The organism is Mycobacterium sp. TY814 (assembly GCF_030755175.1).
GTDB lineage: Bacteria > Actinomycetota > Actinomycetes > Mycobacteriales > Mycobacteriaceae > Mycobacterium.
In genome coordinates this window covers 227,932-246,831 of sequence record NZ_JAUFRY010000006.1, presented here as the reverse complement: position 1 = coordinate 246,831, position 18,900 = coordinate 227,932, and the positions used below count along the sequence as shown (strand labels likewise).

Annotated in this window: 1 protein-coding gene; it reads right to left on the bottom strand. The window is 79.0% G+C overall.

Translation table 11 applies throughout. The features are described 5' to 3' along the window. Nucleotides 1-18,648 (bottom strand): PE family protein (locus QXH22_RS30315; protein ID WP_306277858.1); only part of this gene is annotated, 18,648 nt, incomplete at its 3' end. Between the last annotated feature and the right edge of the window lie 252 nt (nt 18,649-18,900).

The following is an 18,900-nucleotide window of genomic DNA, read 5'->3' as shown; positions in this document are numbered from 1 at the left end:
GGATCCGCCACCCGCGGTGCCGGTGCTGCCTTGTCCACCAGCGCCGCCGGTCCCGCCGACACCACCAACACCTCCGTCGCCGGCCGTGCCCGAGGCGCCCGTGCTCGAGCCCGAGCCGCCCAGGCCTGCCGCGCCGCCGGTGCCGCCGACACCGCCTACGCCGCCCGCGCCACCGGCAACACCCGGGTTGGTGCTGTTGTCGCTGCCGGAACCGCCAACGCCTCCGACGCCGCCGATTCCGCCGATGCCGCCCTGACCGCCCACGCCTTGGGTGCCAGCGGTGCCGCCGTTGGTCGCTCCGGCTGCGCCACCGGCGCCGCCCTGGCCGCCGTCTCCACCGGCCGCGCCCTGGCCACCGGTCCCGCCACCTGCGGTGCCGGTGCTGCCTTGTCCACCAGCGCCGCCAGTGCCGCCGATGCCGCCGACCCCGCCGTCACCGGCCGTGCCGGAGGCGCCGGTGCTGGACCCGGACCCGCCGAGGCCGGCTGCGCCGCCGGTGCCGCCGATACCGCCGATGCCGCCCGCGCCGCCAGCCACACCCGGGTTGGTGCTGTTGTCGGTGCCGGCACCGCCAACGCCTCCGACGCCTCCGACACCACCGATGCCGCCCTGACCGCCCGCGCCCTGCTGGCCGCCGCCGCCGGATCCGGCTGCGCCGCCGGCACCGCCCTGGCCGCCGTCACCACCGGCCGCGCCTTGGCCACCGATCCCGCCGCCGGCGGTGCCGGTGCTGCCTTGTCCGCCTTTGCCGCCGGTGCCGCCGACCCCGCCGGTGCCGCCGTCGCCGGCGGTGCCGGAGGCGCCGGTGCTGGACCCTGATCCGCCGAGGCCTGCTGCTCCGCCGGTGCCACCGGTACCGCCGGTGCCGCCCGCGCCACCCGCGATGCCGGGGTTGGTGCTGTTATCGGTGCCGGTCCCGCCGTGGCCGCCCTGGCCGCCGGTGCCGCCTATGCCGCCTTGACCGCCGGCGCCTTGGGTTCCGGCGGTGCCGCCGTTGGTGGCGCCGGCTGCGCCGCCGGCGCCGCCGTGGCCGCCGTCACCACCGGCCGCGCCTTGGCCGCCGGTCCCGCCGCCGCTGGTGCCGGTGCTGCCTTGTCCGCCTTTGCCGCCGGTGCCGCCGACACCGCCGGTGCCGCCGTCGCCGGCGGTGCCGGATGCGCCGGTGCTGGATCCGGATCCGCCCAGGCCGGCTGCGCCGCCGGTGCCGCCGATGCCGCCGGTGCCGCCCGCGCCACCCGCGATGCCGGGGTTGGTGCTGTTGTCGGTGCCGGTCCCGCCGTGGCCGCCTTGGCCGCCGACGCCGCCGATGCCGCCTTGGCCGCCTGCGCCTTGGGTGCCGGCGGTGCCGCCGTTGGTGGCTCCGGCTGCGCCGCCGGCGCCGCCGTGGCCGCCGTCACCGCCGGCCGCGCCCTGGCCACCGATCCCGCCACCGCTGGTCCCAGTGCTTCCAGCGCCGCCCTTGCCGCCGGTGCCGCCGACACCACCGGTGCCGCCGTCACCGGCGGTGCCGGATGCGCCGGTGCTGGACCCGGACCCGCCGAGGCCCGCCGCGCCGCCGCTGCCGCCGACGCCGCCGATGCCGCCCGCGCCGCCAGCCACACCCGGGTTGGTGCTGTTGTCGACGCCGGCACCCCCAACGCCTCCGACGCCGCCGACGCCGCCGATGCCGCCCTGGCCACCCACGCCTTGGGTGCCGGCGGTGCCGCCGTTGGTGGCTCCGGCTGCGCCGCCGACGCCGCCCTGGCCGCCGTCACCGCCGGCCGCGCCCTGACCGCCGGTCCCGCCGCCGCTGCTCCCTGCGGTCCCGGCGCCGCCCTTGCCGCCGGTCCCGCCGACACCACCGGTGCCGCCGTCACCGGCCGTGCCGGATGCGCCGGTGCTGGACCCGGACCCGCCGAGGCCTGCGGCGCCGCCGGTTCCGCCGATGCCGCCGGTGCCGCCTGCGCCACCGGCGATGCCGGGGTTGGTGCTGTTGTCGGTGCCGGTCCCGCCGTGGCCGCCTTGGCCGCCGACGCCGCCGATGCCGCCTTGGCCGCCTGCGCCTTGGGTGCCGGCGGTGCCGCCGTTGGTGGCTCCGGCTGCGCCGCCGGCGCCGCCTTGGCCGCCGTCGCCACCGGCCGCGCCTTGGCCGCCGGTCCCGCCGCCGCTGGTGCCGGTGCTGCCTTGTCCGCCTTTGCCGCCGGTGCCGCCGACACCGCCGGTGCCGCCGTCGCCGGCTGTTCCGGATGCGCCGGTGCTGGAGCCGGATCCGCCCAGGCCTGCTGCTCCGCCCGTGCCGCCGATGCCGCCGGTGCCGCCTGCGCCACCCGCAATGCCGGGGTTGGTGCTGTTGTCGGTGCCGGTCCCGCCTTGGCCGCCCTGGCCGCCGACTCCGCCGATGCCGCCTTGGCCACCGGCGCCTTGGGTGCCGGCGGTGCCGCCGTTGGTCGCTCCGGCTGCGCCGCCGGCGCCGCCTTGGCCGCCGTCACCGCCGGCTGCGCCCTGGCCACCGGTCCCGCCACCGGCGGTGCCGGTGTTGCCTTGTCCACCAGCGCCACCGGTCCCGCCGACCCCGCCAACCCCGCCGTCGCCGGCGGTGCCGGAGGCGCCGGTGCTGGACCCGGACCCGCCGAGGCCTGCTGCGCCGCCCGTGCCGCCGATACCGCCGGTGCCCCCGGCTCCGCCGGCGATGCCGGGGTTGGTGCTGTTGTCGACGCCGGCACCGCCAACGCCTCCGACGCCGCCGACGCCGCCGATGCCGCCCTTACCGCCCACGCCTTGGGTGCCAGCGTTGCCGCCGTTGGTGGCTCCGGCTGCACCGCCGGCGCCGCCCTGGCCGCCGTCGCCACCGGCCGCGCCCTGACCGCCAGCACCGCCGCCCGTAGTGCCGGTGCTCCCGGCGCCGCCCTTGCCGCCGGTGCCGCCAACGCCACCAACACCGCCATCACCAGCCGTGCCGGATGCGCCGTTGCTGGAGCCGGATCCGCCGAGGCCTGCTGCTCCGCCGGTGCCGCCGATACCGCCGATGCCGCCTGCGCCACCCGCAATGCCGGGGTTGGTGCTGTTGTCGGTGCCGGTCCCGCCTTGGCCGCCTTGGCCGCCGACGCCGCCGATGCCGCCCTGGCCACCCACGCCTTGGGTGCCGGCCGTGCCGCCGTTGGTCGCTCCGGCTGCGCCGCCGGCGCCGCCGTGGCCGCCGTCACCACCGGCCGCGCCCTGGCCGCCGGTCCCGCCACCGGCGGTGCCGGTGCTGCCTTGTCCACCAGCGCCGCCGGTCCCGCCGACACCACCGGTGCCGCCATCACCGGCCGTGCCGGAGGCGCCGGTGCTGGACCCGGACCCGCCGATGCCTGCTGCGCCGCCGGTGCCGCCGATACCGCCGGTGCCCCCGGCTCCGCCGGCGATGCCGGGGTTGGTGCTGTTGTCGGTCCCGGTCCCGCCATGGCCACCGACACCACCGATGCCACCGATGCCACCTTGGCCACCGGCGCCTTGGGTGCCGGCGGTGCCGCCGTTGGTCGCTCCGGCTGCACCGCCGGCGCCGCCCTGGCCGCCGTCACCGCCGGCCGCGCCCTGGCCACCGGTCCCGCCACCTGCGGTGCCGGTGCTGCCTTGTCCACCAGCGCCGCCGGTGCCACCGACGCCGCCAACACCTCCGTCGCCGGCCGTGCCGGAGGCGCCGGTGCTCGATCCGGATCCGCCGAGGCCGGCTGCGCCGCCGGTGCCGCCGATACCGCCTACGCCGCCCGCGCCGCCGGCGATGCCGGGGTTGGCGCTGTTGTCGACGCCGGCACCGCCAATGCCTCCGACGCCGCCTACGCCACCGATGCCGCCTTGGCCGCCTGCGCCTTGGTTTCCGGCGGTGCCGCCGTTGGTCGCTCCGGCTGCGCCGCCGGCACCGCCCTGGCCGCCGTCACCGCCGGCCGCGCCTTGGCCGCCGGTCCCGCCGCCGCTGCTCCCTGCGGTTCCGGCCCCGCCCTTGCCGCCGGTCCCGCCGACACCACCGGTGCCGCCGTCGCCGGCTGTTCCGGATGCGCCGGTGCTGGACCCGGACCCGCCGAGGCCGGCTGCGCCGCCGGTGCCGCCGATGCCGCCGATGCCGCCCGCGCCACCCGCAATGCCGGGGTTGGTGCTGTTGTCGGTGCCGGTCCCGCCGTGGCCGCCTTGGCCGCCGACGCCGCCGATGCCGCCTTGGCCGCCTGCGCCTTGCTGGCCGCCGCCGCCGAATCCGGCGGCGCCGCCGGCGCCGCCCTGGCCGCCGTCACCGCCAGTTGCGCCCTGGCCGCCGGTCCCGCCGCCGCTGCTCCCTGCGATTCCAGCCCCGCCCTTGCCGCCGGTCCCGCCAATGCCACCGACGCCGCCGTCGCCGGCCGTGCCTGATGCGCCGGTGCTGGACCCGGATCCACCGAGGCCTGCGGCTCCGCCCGTGCCGCCGATACCGCCGATCCCGCCCGCGCCGCCAGCCACACCCGGGCTGGTGCTGTTGTCGCTGCCGGCACCGCCAACGCCTCCGACGCCGCCGATTCCGCCGATGCCGCCCTGACCGCCCACGCCGTGGTTTCCGGCGGTGCCGCCGTTGGTCGCTCCGGCTGCGCCGCCGGCGCCGCCCTGGCCGCCGTCGCCACCGGCCGCGCCTTGGCCGCCGGTCCCGCCACCTGTGCTGCCGGTGCTGCCAGCGCCGCCCTTGCCGCCGGTCCCGCCGACACCACCGACGCCGCCGTCACCGGCCGTGCCGGAGGCGCCGGTGCTGGACCCGGATCCGCCGAGGCCGGCCGCGCCTCCGGTGCCGCCGATACCGCCGATGCCGCCTGCGCCACCCGCAATGCCGGGGTTGGTGCTGTTGTCGGTGCCGGTCCCGCCATGGCCACCGACACCACCGATGCCACCGATGCCGCCCTGACCGCCCACGCCTTGGGTGCCGGCCGTGCCGCCGTTGGTCGCTCCGGCCGCGCCGCCGGCACCGCCCTGGCCGCCGTCACCGCCGGCCGCACCCTGACCACCAGCACCGCCACCTGCGGTGCCGGTGCTTCCAGCGCCGGCCTTGCCACCGGTGCCGCCGACCCCGCCGGTGCCGCCGTCGCCGGCGGTTCCGGAGGCGCCGGTGCTGGACCCGGACCCGCCGAGGCCGGCTGCGCCGCCGGTGCCGCCGATACCGCCGACGCCGCCGGTGCCGCCGGCAACACCCGGGTTGGTGCTGTTGTCGGTGCCAGTACCGCCGTCACCACCGGTTCCACCGGAGCCGCCGATGCCGCCCTGGCCACCGGCGCCTTGGGTGCCGGCGGTGCCGCCGTTGGTCGCTCCGGCCGCGCCGCCGGCACCGCCCTGGCCGCCGTCACCGCCGGCCGCACCCTGACCACCAGCACCGCCACCTGCGGTGCCGGTGCTTCCAGCGCCGGCCTTGCCACCGGTGCCGCCGACCCCGCCGGTGCCGCCGTCGCCGGCGGTTCCGGAGGCGCCGGTGCTGGACCCGGATCCGCCGAGGCCGGCTGCGCCGCCGGTGCCGCCGATACCGCCGACGCCGCCGGTGCCGCCGGCAACACCCGGGTTGGTGCTGTTGTCGGTGCCAGTACCGCCGTCACCACCGGTTCCACCGGAGCCGCCGATGCCGCCCTGGCCACCGGCGCCTTGGGTGCCGGCGGTGCCGCCGTTGGTCGCTCCGGCTGCGCCGCCGGCGCCGCCTTGGCCGCCGTCACCGCCGGCCGCGCCCTGGCCACCGATCCCGCCACCGCTGGTCCCAGTGCTTCCAGCGCCGCCCTTGCCGCCGGTCCCGCCGACACCACCAACGCCGCCGTCACCGGCCGTGCCGGACGCGCCCGTGCTCGATCCGGAGCCACCGAGGCCTGCGGCGCCGCCCGTGCCACCCACGCCGCCGATGCCACCCGCGCCGCCAGCCACACCCGGATTGGCGCTGTTGTCGACGCCGGCACCGCCAATGCCTCCGACGCCGCCGACTCCACCGATGCCGCCTTGGCCGCCTGCGCCTTGGTTTCCGGCGGTGCCGCCGTTGCTCGCTCCGGCTGCGCCGCCGGCGCCGCCCTGGCCGCCGTCACCGCCGGCCGCGCCTTGGCCACCGGTCCCGCCACCTGCGGTGCCGGTGTTGCCTTGTCCACCAGCGCCGCCGGTGCCGCCGATGCCGCCGACCCCGCCGTCACCGGCTGTTCCGGAGGCGCCGGTGCTGGATCCTGATCCGCCGAGGCCGGCTGCGCCTCCGGTGCCTCCGATGCCGCCGGTGCCCCCGGCTCCGCCGGCGATGCCGGGGTTGGTGCTGTTGTCGGTGCCGGTGCCGCCGTGGCCACCGATACCGCCGACGCCGCCGATGCCGCCCTGGCCACCCACGCCTTGGGTGCCGGCGGTGCCGCCGTTGGTCGCTCCGGCCGCGCCGCCGGCACCGCCTTGGCCGCCGGCACCGCCGGCTGCGCCTTGGCCACCGGTCCCGCCACCGGCGGTGCCGGTGTTGCCTTGTCCACCAGCGCCACCGGTCCCGCCGACCCCGCCAACCCCGCCGTCGCCGGCGGTGCCGGAGGCGCCGGTGCTGGACCCGGACCCGCCGAGGCCGGCTGCGCCGCCGGTGCCGCCGATACCGCCGGTGCCCCCGGCTCCGCCGGCGATGCCGGGGTTGGTGCTGTTGTCGACGCCGGCACCGCCAACGCCTCCGACGCCGCCGACACCACCGATGCCGCCCTGGCCACCCGCGCCCTGCTGGCCGCCGCCGCCCGTTCCGGCTGCGCCGCCGGCGCCGCCCTGGCCGCCGTCTCCACCGGCCGCGCCTTGGCCGCCGGTCCCGCCGCCGCTGCTCCCTGCGGTTCCGGCCCCGCCCAAGCCGCCGGTGCCGCCAACGCCACCAACCCCGCCGTCACCAGCCGTGCCGGATGCGCCGTTGCTGGACCCGGACCCGCCGAGGCCTGCTGCGCCGCCGGTGCCGCCGATGCCGCCGATGCCGCCTGCGCCACCCGCAATGCCGGGGTTGGTGCTGTTGTCGGTGCCGGCACCGCCAACGCCTCCGACGCCGCCGATTCCGCCGATGCCGCCCTGGCCACCGGCGCCTTGGGTGCCGGCGGTGCCGCCGTTGGTCGCTCCGGCTGCGCCGCCGGCGCCGCCGTGGCCGCCGTCACCACCGGCCGCGCCCTGGCCGCCGGTCCCGCCACCTGCGGTGCCGGTGCTGCCTTGTCCACCAGCGCCGCCGGTGCCGCCGATGCCGCCGACCCCGCCGTTACCGGCCGTGCCGGAGGCGCCGGTGCTGGACCCGGATCCGCCGAGGCCGGCTGCGCCGCCGGTGCCACCGATACCGCCTAGGCCGCCCGCGCCACCGGCAACACCCGGGTTGGCGCTGTTGTCGGTGCCAGTACCGCCGTCACCACCGGTTCCACCGGAGCCGCCGATGCCGCCCTGGCCACCGGCGCCTTGGGTGCCGGCGGTGCCGCCGTTGGTCGCTCCGGCTGCGCCGCCGGCGCCGCCCTGGCCGCCGTCACCACCGGCCGCGCCCTGGCCGCCGGTCCCGCCACCGGCGGTGCCGGTGCTGCCTTGTCCACCAGCGCCGCCAGTGCCGCCGATGCCACCGACCCCGCCGTCACCGGCTGTGCCGGAGGCGCCGGTGCTGGATCCTGATCCGCCGAGGCCGGCCGCGCCGCCGGTGCCGCCGATACCGCCGACGCCGCCCGCGCCGCCAGCCACACCCGGGTTGGCGCTGTTGTCGGTGCCGGTCCCGCCATGGCCACCGACGCCGCCGACACCACCGATGCCGCCCTGACCGCCCGCGCCTTGCTGGCCGCCGCCGCCGGATCCGGCTGCGCCGCCGGCGCCGCCCTGGCCGCCGTCACCGCCGGCCGCGCCCTGGCCACCGGTCCCGCCGCCGGCGGTGCCGGTGCTGCCTTGTCCACCAGCGCCGCCGGTGCCGCCGATGCCACCGACCCCGCCGTCACCGGCTGTGCCGGAGGCGCCGGTGCTGGATCCTGATCCGCCGAGGCCGGCCGCGCCGCCGGTGCCGCCGATACCGCCGACGCCGCCCGCGCCGCCAGCCACACCCGGGTTGGCGCTGTTGTCGGTGCCGGTCCCGCCATGGCCACCGACGCCGCCGACACCACCGATGCCGCCCTGACCGCCCGCGCCCTGCTGGCCGCCGCCGCCGAATCCGGCTGCGCCGCCGGCGCCGCCCTGGCCGCCGTCACCACCGGCCGCGCCCTGGCCACCGGTCCCGCCGCCGCTGCTCCCTGCGGTCCCGGCCCCGCCCTTGCCGCCGGTCCCGCCGACACCACCGGTGCCGCCGTCACCGGCCGTGCCGGAGGCGCCGGTGCTGGACCCGGATCCACCGAGGCCTGCGGCTCCGCCCGTGCCGCCGATACCGCCGATGCCGCCCGCGCCACCCGCAATGCCGGGGTTGGTGCTGTTGTCGACGCCGGCACCGCCAACGCCTCCGACGCCACCGACACCACCGATGCCGCCCTGACCCCCCACGCCTTGGGTGCCAGCGGTGCCGCCGTTGGTCGCTCCGGCAGCCCCGCCGACGCCGCCCTGGCCGCCGTCACCACCGGCCGCGCCCTGGCCACCGGTCCCGCCACCGCTGGTCCCAGTGCTTCCAGCGCCGCCCTTACCGCCGGTCCCGCCGATGCCACCGACCCCGCCGTCACCGGCCGTGCCGGAGGCGCCGGTGCTGGATCCTGATCCGCCGAGGCCGGCTGCGCCTCCGGCGCCGCCGATACCGCCGGTGCCGCCCGCGCCACCGGCGACGCCGGGGTTGGTGCTGTTGTCGGTGCCGGTCCCGCCGTGGCCGCCTTGGCCGCCGACACCACCGATGCCGCCCTGGCCACCTGCACCCTGGGTGCCGGCCGTGCCGCCGTTGGTGGCTCCGGCCGCGCCGCCGGCACCGCCCTGGCCGCCGTCACCACCGGCCGCGCCCTGGCCACCGATCCCGCCACCGCTGGTCCCAGTGCTTCCAGCGCCGCCCTTGCCGCCGGTCCCGCCAATGCCACCGGTGCCGCCGTCACCGGCGGTGCCGGATGCGCCGGTGCTGGACCCGGACCCGCCGAGGCCGGCCGCGCCGCCCGTGCCGCCGATACCGCCTACGCCGCCCGCGCCACCCGCAATGCCGGGGTTAGTGCTGTTGTCGACGCCCGCACCGCCAACGCCACCGACACCGCCGACACCACCGATGCCACCTTGGCCACCAACGCCTTGGGTTCCGGCGGTGCCGCCGTTGGTCGCTCCGGCTGCGCCGCCGGCGCCGCCCTGGCCGCCGTCACCGCCGGCTGCGCCCTGGCCGCCGGTCCCGCCACCCGTGGTGCCGGTGCTGCCTTGTCCGCCTTTGCCGCCGGTGCCGCCGACCCCGCCGGTGCCGCCATCACCGGCCGTGCCGGAGGCGCCGGTGCTCGAGCCGGACCCGCCGAGGCCTGCTGCTCCGCCCGTGCCGCCGGTACCGCCGACGCCGCCCGCGCCACCCGCGATGCCGGGGTTGGTGCTGTTATCGGTGCCGGTCCCGCCGTGGCCGCCTTGGCCGCCGACTCCGCCGATGCCACCTTGGCCACCAACGCCTTGGGTTCCGGCGGTGCCGCCGTTGGTGGCACCGGCTGCGCCGCCTGCACCGCCCTGGCCGCCGTCACCGCCGGCTGCGCCCTGGCCGCCGGTCCCGCCACCCGTGGTGCCGGTGCTGCCTTGTCCGCCCTTGCCGCCAGTGCCGCCGACACCGCCGGTGCCGCCATCACCGGCTGTTCCGGATGCGCCGGTGCTCGAGCCGGACCCGCCCAGGCCGGCCGCGCCGCCGGTGCCGCCGACACCGCCGATGCCGCCCGCGCCACCCGCGACACCGGGGTTGGCGCTGTTGTCGGTCCCGGCACCGCCAACGCCGCCGACGCCACCGACGCCACCGATGCCACCTTGGCCACCCACGCCTTGGGTGCCGGCCGTGCCGCCGTTGGTCGCTCCGGCCGCGCCGCCGGCACCGCCCTGGCCGCCGTCACCACCGGCCGCGCCCTGGCCACCGGTCCCGCCACCGCTGGTCCCAGTGCTTCCAGCGCCGCCCTTACCGCCGGTCCCGCCGACACCACCAACCCCGCCGTCACCGGCCGTGCCGGATGTGCCGGTGCTGGAGCCGGAGCCACCGAGGCCGGCCGCGCCTCCGGTGCCACCGACGCCGCCTACGCCGCCCGCGCCGCCGGCCACACCCGGGTTGGTGCTGTTGTCGGTGCCAACACCGCCGTCGCCACCGGTCCCACCGACGCCGCCGATACCGCCCTTGCCACCTGCTCCCTGCTGGCCGCCGCCGCCCGTTCCGGCTGCGCCGCCGGCACCGCCCTGGCCGCCGTCACCGCCGGCTGCGCCCTGGCCGCCGGTCCCGCCACCCGTGGTACCAGTAACCCCGGCACCGCCCTTGCCGCCGGTGCCGCCGACGCCGCCAACCCCGCCGTCGCCGGCCGTGCCGGAGGCGCCGGTGCTGGACCCGGATCCGCCGAGACCGGCTGCGCCACCGGTGCCACCGACACCGCCGATGCCGCCCGCGCCGCCAGCCACACCGGGGTTAGTGCTGTTGTCGGTGCCGGCACCGCCGTCGCCACCGGTGCCACCGACGCCGCCGATACCGCCCTTGCCACCTGCTCCCTGCTGGCCGCCGCCGCCCGTTCCGGCTGCGCCGCCGGCACCGCCCTGGCCGCCGTCACCGCCAGCCGCCCCTTGACCGCCGGTCCCGCCACCCGCGGTACCAGTAACCCCGGCACCGCCCTTGCCGCCGGTGCCGCCGACGCCGCCGGTGCCCCCGTCGCCGGCCGTGCCGGAGGCGCCGGTGCTGGATCCTGATCCGCCGAGGCCGGCCGCGCCGCCGGTGCCGCCGATACCGCCGACGCCGCCCGCGCCGCCAGCCACACCCGGATTGGTGCTGTTGTCGGTGCCGGTCCCGCCATGGCCACCGACGCCGCCGACACCACCGATGCCGCCCTGACCGCCCGCGCCTTGCTGGCCGCCGCCGCCGGATCCGGCTGCGCCGCCGGCGCCGCCGTGGCCGCCGTCACCGCCGGCCGCGCCCTGGCCGCCGGTCCCGCCGCCGCTGCTCCCTGCGGTCCCGGCCCCGCCCTTGCCGCCGGTCCCGCCGACACCACCGGTGCCGCCGTCACCGGCTGTTCCGGAGGCGCCGGTGCTGGATCCTGATCCGCCGAGGCCGGCTGCGCCTCCGGTGCCTCCGATGCCGCCGGTGCCCCCGGCTCCGCCGGCGATGCCGGGGTTGGTGCTGTTGTCGACGCCGGCACCGCCAAGGCCACCGACGCCACCGACACCACCGATGCCGCCCTGACCGCCCACGCCTTGGGTACCGGCGGTGCCGCCGTTGGTCGCTCCGGCTGCGCCGCCGACGCCGCCCTGGCCGCCGTCACCACCGGCCGCGCCCAGACCGCCAGTCCCGCCACCGGCGGTCCCGGTGCTGCCTTGTCCGCCCTTGCCGCCGGTGCCGCCGACACCACCGACCCCGCCGTCGCCGGCCGTGCCGGAGGCGCCGGTGCTGGACCCTGATCCGCCGAGGCCTGCCGCGCCGCCAGTGCCGCCGGTGCCGCCGATGCCACCCGCGCCGCCTGCGACACCCGGGTTGGCGCTGTTGTCGGTGCCGGTCCCGCCGTGGCCGCCGGTTCCGCCGGCGCCACCCATGCCGCCTTGTCCGCCGCCGCCCTGAATACCGGCGGTGCCGCCATTGGCGGCTCCGGCTGCGCCTCCAGCGCCACCTTTGCCGCCGTCACCTCCAGCCGCCCCTTGACCGCCGGTGCCACCACCGCTGGTGCCGACGCTGCCGGCACCGCCTTTGCCACCGGTCCCGCCGGCGCCGCCAACGCCGCCGTCGCCGGCGGTACCTGAGGCGCCGGTGCTGGACCCGGAGCCGCCAAAACCGGCGCCGCCGCCAGTGCCGCCGACACCCCCGATGCCACCCGCGCCGCCTGCGACACCTGGGTTGGCGCTGTTGTCGGTGCCGGTCCCGCCTTGGCCGCCGATGCCGCCGATACCACCGGTGCCGCCCTGGCCGCCAGCGCCTTGTTGCCCGCCGCCGCCGGATCCGGCCGCGCCGCCGGCGCCGCCTTGCCCGCCGTCACCTCCGGCAGCACCTTGGCCACCGACACCGCCGCCTGTGGCGCCGGTGCTCCCGGCACCACCCTTGCCACCCGTCCCACCGACACCGCCAACACCGCCGTCACCGGCCGCGCCGGACGCGCCGACGGTTGACCCGGAGCCTCCGAGGCCGGCCGCACCTCCCGTGCCGCCGACGCCGCCGACACCACCGGCGCCGCCGGCCACGCCGGGGTTGGTGCTGTTGTCGACGCCGGCACCGCCGACGCCTCCGACACCACCGACACCGCCGGCGCCACCCTGGCCGCCAGCGCCCTGTTGCCCTCCGCCGCCGGATCCGGCTGCGCCGCCGGCGCCGCCCTTTCCGCCGTCGCCACCGGCCGCGCCCTGACCGCCGGTTCCGCCACCCGCGGTACCGGTAACCCCGGCGCCGCCCTTGCCGCCGGTCCCGCCGACGCCGCCGACCCCGCCGTCACCCGCGGTGCCGGACGCTCCCGTGCTCGATCCGGAGCCACCGAGGCCTGCCGCGCCTCCGGTGCCACCGATGCCGCCGATGCCACCCGCGCCGCCGGCCACGCCCGGGTTTGCGCTGTTGTCGGTGCCGGTCCCGCCTTGGCCGCCGACGCCACCGGCGCCGCCGATGCCGCCCTGACCGCCTGCGCCCTGCTGACCGCCGCCGCCGAATCCGGCCGCGCCGCCGGCGCCGCCCTTTCCGCCGTCTCCACCCGCTGCGCCCTGGCCGCCGGTTCCGCCACCCGCTGTACCAGTAACCCCGGCACCACCCTTGCCGCCGGTGCCGCCCGCACCGCCAACGCCGCCGTCACCGGCGCTGCCCGATGCGCCGGTGCTCGATCCGGACCCGCCTACACCAGCGGCACCGCCTGTCCCGCCGACGCCGCCGACGCCGCCCGCGCCACCTGCGACGCCGGGGTTGGCGCTGTTGTCGGTGCCGGCGCCGCCTTGGCCGCCGACGCCACCAGTGCCTCCTACGCCGCCGTGGCCGCCCACGCCTTGGATACCGGCGGTGCCGCCGTTGGTGGCTCCCGCTGCGCCGCCGGCGCCGCCCTTTCCGCCGACTCCACCCGCCGCGCCCTGGCCGCCGGTTCCGCCACCCGCGGTACCAGTAACTCCGGCACCACCCTTGCCGCCGGTGCCGCCCGCACCGCCAACGCCGCCGTCACCGGCGGTGCCCGATGCGCCGGTGCTCGATCCGGACCCGCCCAGACCGGCTGCGCCGCCGGTACCGCCGATCCCGCCGGTGCCGCCGGCGCCACCTGCGACACCTGGGTTTGTGCTGTTGTCCGTGCCGGTGCCGCCTTGCCCACCGGTTCCACCGGTACCGCCGATCCCGCCCTTTCCGCCGGCACCCTGGGTGCCCGCCGCGCCGCCGTTGGTGGCTCCTGCTGCACCGCCGGCACCGCCCTGCCCGCCGTCGCCACCCGCGGCACCCTGACCACCAACGCCACCACCCGCGACACCGCCAATTCCGGCTCCGCCCTTGCCGCCGGTACCACCAATGCCACCAGCGCCGCCGTCTCCGGATGTTCCGGATGCGCCGGTGCTCGAGCCGGACCCGCCGAGGCCGGCTGCGCCGCCGGTTCCGCCGATCCCGCCGGCGCCACCGGCGCCACCTGCCACACCCGGATTGGTGCTGTTGTCGGTGCCGGCACCGCCAACGCCGCCGACGCCGCCGACGCCGCCGATGCCGCCCTTGCCGCCGGCTCCCTGCTGGCCGCCGCCACCGGCTCCGGCCGCGCCGCCGGCGCCGCCCTGGCCGCCGTCACCACCCGCGGCTCCCTGCCCGCCGGCGCCGCCACCCGCGGTGCCGCTGCTGCCAGCCCCACCGCCGCCGCCCACGCCGCCCCCGCCGCCAACGCCGCCGTCTCCGGCCGTTCCGGATGCGCCGATGGTCGAGCCGGAGCCGCCGAGACCGGCTGCGCCGCCGGTACCGCCGACGCCACCAGTGCCACCGGCGCCACCTGCCACACCCGGGTTGGCGCTGTTGTCGGTGCCGGCACCGCCGACGCCTCCGACGCCGCCGACGCCACCGGTGCCGCCCTTGCCGCCGGTTCCCTGCTGGCCGCCGCCGCCGGTTCCAGCGGCGCCGCCGGTGCCGCCCTTTCCGCCGTCGCCACCCGCGGCCCCTTGACCTCCAACACCGCCACCGGCGGCGCCGGTGCTGCCAACACCGCCACCCCCGCCGACGCCGCCCCCACCGCCAACGCCGCCGTCTCCGGCTGTTCCGGATGCGCCAGTGGTCGAGCCGGTGCCGCCGAGGCCTGCTGCGCCGCCGGTGCCGCCGACGCCGCCGGTGCCGCCCGCGCCACCCGCGACACCCGGGTTGGTGCTGTTGTCGGTGCCGGCACCGCCGACGCCGCCGACGCCGCCGACGCCGCCGGTGCCGCCTTTACCGCCGGCTCCCTGCTGGCCGCCGCCACCGGCTCCTGCCGCGCCGCCGGCGCCGCCTTGGCCGCCGTCACCCCCCGCGGCGCCTTGACCGCCAGTGCCGCCACTCGCGGCGCCGGTGTTGCCGGCACCGCCCTTGCCGCCGACGCCGCCGCCACCGCCAACGCCGCCGTCTCCGGCTGTTCCGGATGCGCCAGTGGTCGAGCCGGTGCCGCCGAGGCCTGCTGCGCCGCCGGTGCCGCCGACGCCGCCGGTGCCACCGGCGCCACCCGCGACACCCGGGTTGGTGCTGTTGTCGGTGCCGGCACCGCCGACGCCGCCGACGCCGCCGATGCCACCGGTGCCGCCCTTGCCGCCGGCTCCCTGCTGGCCGCCGCCACCGGCTCCGGCCGCGCCGCCGGCGCCGCCTTGGCCGCCGTCACCCCCCGCGGCGCCTTGACCGCCAGTGCCGCCACTCGCGGCGCCGGTGTTGCCGGCACCGCCCTTGCCGCCGACGCCGCCGCCACCGCCAACGCCGCCGTCACCGGCTGTTCCGGATGCGCCGAGGGTCGAGCCGGTGCCGCCGAGGCCTGCTGCGCCGCCGGTGCCGCCGACGCCGCCAATGCCACCGGCGCCACCCGCGACACCCGGGTTGGTGCTGTTGTCGGTGCCGGCACCGCCGACGCCGCCGACGCCACCGACACCACCGGTGCCGCCTTTACCGCCGGCTCCCTGCTGGCCGCCGCCACCGGCTCCTGCCGCGCCACCGGCGCCGCCCTGGCCGCCGTCGCCACCGGCAGCACCTTGGCCACCAGCGCCACCACCCGCGACACCACTGACTCCGGCACCGCCCTTGCCGCCGGTGCCACCGATGCCGCCGGTCCCGCCGTCACCGGCGCTGCCCGATGTGCCGGTGCTCGATCCGGTCCCGCCGACACCGGCGGCACCGCCGGTACCACCGGCACCGCCGATACCCCCTGCACCACCCGCCACACCTGGGTTGGTGCTGTTGTCCACGCCGGCACCACCAACGCCGCCGACGCCACCGACGCCACCAATGCCGCCCTTGCCGCCGGCTCCCTGCTGCCCACCGCCGCCGGCGCCGGCTGCCCCGCCGGCACCGCCCTGGCCGCCGTCGCCACCGGCAGCGCCCTGCCCACCAGCACCGCCACCCGCGGCACCGGCGCTGCCGGCACCACCTTTGCCGCCCACACCGCCAACCCCGCCGACGCCGCCATCGCCGGCAGTGCCCGACGCTCCTGCGGTGGAACCGGAACCGCCCACGCCGGCGGCACCGCCGGAACCACCTACGCCGCCGGTGCCGCCGGTGCCGCCGACGACCCCAAGGTTCGCGCTGTTGTCGGTACCGGAACCACCCGCGCCACCCGTGCCGCCGACGCCACCGACGCCGCCCTTGCCGCCCGCCCCCTGCTGACCACCGCCACCCGACCCGGCAGCTCCGCCATCACCACCGCGCCCACCGTCGCCACCGGCACCGCCTTGAGCGCCCTGTTGGCCGGTGGTCGCAACGGTCGTGTTGTCCGTACCTTTGCCGCCAGTCCCGCCGGCGCCACCGGCGCCGCCGTCACCAGCAGTGCCCGCTGCGCCCGTGCTCGATCCGGAACCGCCCGCTCCGGCCGCGCCACCAGTCCCGCCGGTCCCACCCTTTCCACCGGCCTGAGCAGCGGCCAGCGGATCTGTGCCCGTTGCGCCGGTACCGCCGACGCCGCCGGTGCCGCCGAGCCCGCCGTGACCGCCTTTGCCGCCGGCGCCTTGCTGACCGCCGCCGCCCGACCCGGCAGCGCCGCCGCTGCCGCCCTGGCCACCGGCACCGCCGGCACCGCCCTGCGCGCCCTGGGCGCCGGGCGCCACGATCGTGTTGTTATCGCTGCCCTGGCCGCCGGTGCCCCCGACGCCACCGGCGCCGCCGTCACCGGCGACTCCTGATGAGCCTTTCGACGAACCCGACCCGCCCGCTCCGGCCGCTCCGCCGGTGCCGCCAGTCCCGCCCTGACCCCCCGCCTGAGCAGCAACGAGCGGGTCGGTGCCCTTCGCGCCACTGCCGCCCTGGCCACCCCCACCGCCTGCGCCGCCATTGCCGCCGGCACCGCCGGCACCCTGTTGGCCGCCGGTTCCGGCGCCCGCGGCGCCGCCAGTACCGCCGCTGCCCCCGGCACCCCCGGCACCACCCTGGCCGCCCTGCGTTCCGGTCGCGGCGACCGTGCTGTTGTCAGCGCCCTTACCGCCGCTGCCGCCCGCACCACCGGCCCCGCCGTCCCCGGCCGTTCCCGCCGCTCCATTGCTGAAGCCGGTCCCGCCGGCTCCGGCCGCGCCACCAGTGCCGCCGGTGCCCCCCTGACCACCGGCCTGTGCAGACACCAAAGGATCGCTGCCGTCAGCACCGTCTGCCCCGGAACCACCGACACCACCCCGGCCACCCTGACCGCCAGTGCCGCCAGCACCTTGGTGACCGCCGGTTCCAGCCCCCGCCGCTCCTCCTGTGCCGCCCTGGCCCCCGGCGCCGCCGGCCGCACCCTGACCGCCCTGGGCGCCCGCCGCGACAGCGTCCAACCCCGCCCCACCGGATCCGCCGGTACCGCCCTTGCCGCCCGCACCACCATCGCCGGCAAGGCCCGCGGCCCCCGCGACTGATCCGGCGCCACCGAGTCCTGCCGCGCCCCCGGTCCCACCGGTGCCACCCTGTCCGCCGGCCACGCCGGGGGTGTTCAGACCGCCGGACGACCCCGAACCTCCGGCGCCGCCCGTGCCGCCGACCCCGCCTTGGCCACCGGCGCCGCCGGCTCCTTGCAACGCTCCGCTGCCTCCGCCGGCACCGCCCGCGCCGCCCGTGCCACCGGCGAAACCAGTACCGCCGACAGCGCCCGAACCAGCTGCAGCATCCGTTCCGGCGGCGCCCGCACCGCCGGCACCGCCTGCGCCACCGGTTCCGTTAGCCCCCGTTCCACCTGCCGCGCCGCCGAAACTGAGGAAACCGCCCGCTCCGCCCGCTCCACCCTGACCGGCAGTACCGCCGGTGCCGCCGGTGCCGCCGGTGCCGCCGACCCCGCCAAGAGCGCCGTCACCACCACGCCCGCCGACGCCGCCGATACCGCCGGCGCCTCCGGCGCCGCCGTGACCGCCGGGACCGAACAGCAGTGCGCCATGGCCGCCGACGCCGCCGGCACCTCCGCTGCCACCGGTCCCGCCGAACCCTCCGAGGGCGCCGCCGTCCGTCCCGGCAACGCCGGTTCCGCCTGCTCCGCCGGCTCCACCGGCGCCACCGCCGCTGAACAACCACCCAGCGCCGCCGGCACCCCCGGCCCCGCCGTCGCCGCCGAGAACACCTGTCGTGCCGATACCGCCAGCGCCGCCGGCGCCACCACAGCCGAACAGCAGCGCGGCACGTCCGCCCGTCCCGCCCGTGCCGCCCCCGTACCCGCCGCTGCCGCCGGCGCCCCCACCGCCCCAGACGAGCGCGCCGTCACCGCCGGCCCCACCGACGCCGCCGCCGGAGCCACCCGCGCCACCGTCACCGGCCGCGCCGAAGAACCACTCACCCCGCCCGCCGGCGCCCCCGGTGCCGCCACCGATGCCGCCGGTGCCGCCGGTGCCGCCGCCGCCCCACCACAAGCCACCGTTACCGCCGGCCCCCCCGGTGCCGCCGCCGGTCCCGCCCATCCCGCCGGTGCCTCCGACACCGAGCAGCCATCCACCGTTACCGCCGGCTCCACCGCTGGCAGTCGCGCCGCCCGCGCCGCCTGGCCCACCGTTGCCCCACAGACCCGCCGACCCACCGGCCCCGCCGGCCTGACCAGCAGCGCCGGCCGCGCCGGCACCGCCGTTGCCGAACAGGATCCCGCCGTCGCCTCCGGCACCTCCCGGCGTCGTGGCGTTGGCGCCGTCACCGATCAGCGGCCGGCCCAGCAGCGTCATCGTGGGCGCGTTGATCACACCGAGCACGGCCCGCTGGGCGTTCTCCACCTCTGTCCACACGTACGAGCCCGCGCCGGCCCGCAGAGTCAGGGTGAACTGGGATTGCACCTGCTCCACGAGAGCGCTGACAGCCTGATATTCGCGGCCATGGGCACCGAACAGGGCGGCGATGCGAAGCGACACCTCATCGCTGGCCGCTGCCAGCACCTGAGTCGTCGGGACGGCGGCGGCCGAATTGGACGCAGCAACCGAAGAGCCGAGTCTCGAGAGGTCCGTTGCCGCGGCAGCGACGGCATCGGGGGAGACCCAGAGGAACGACATCGAAACGGCTCCAGGCAGCAGGGGACGAGTTCACAATTCCGCCCCACGCCGGGATCGCTTGCGCGGATCTTATGATTTGCCGGGCTTTATGTCACTGTTTTGAGCAAACTCGGTACCTAAGGTGTGATCTTGATTGATCCACTGATGGTTGAGTCTGTCGGATGGATTTCGTTTATTGACCTGGGATAACGCTGGGCGGACATCGCTATGAGAGAACGCTGCTGAGTGCAGATGGCCCAGAGGACGGGCGGG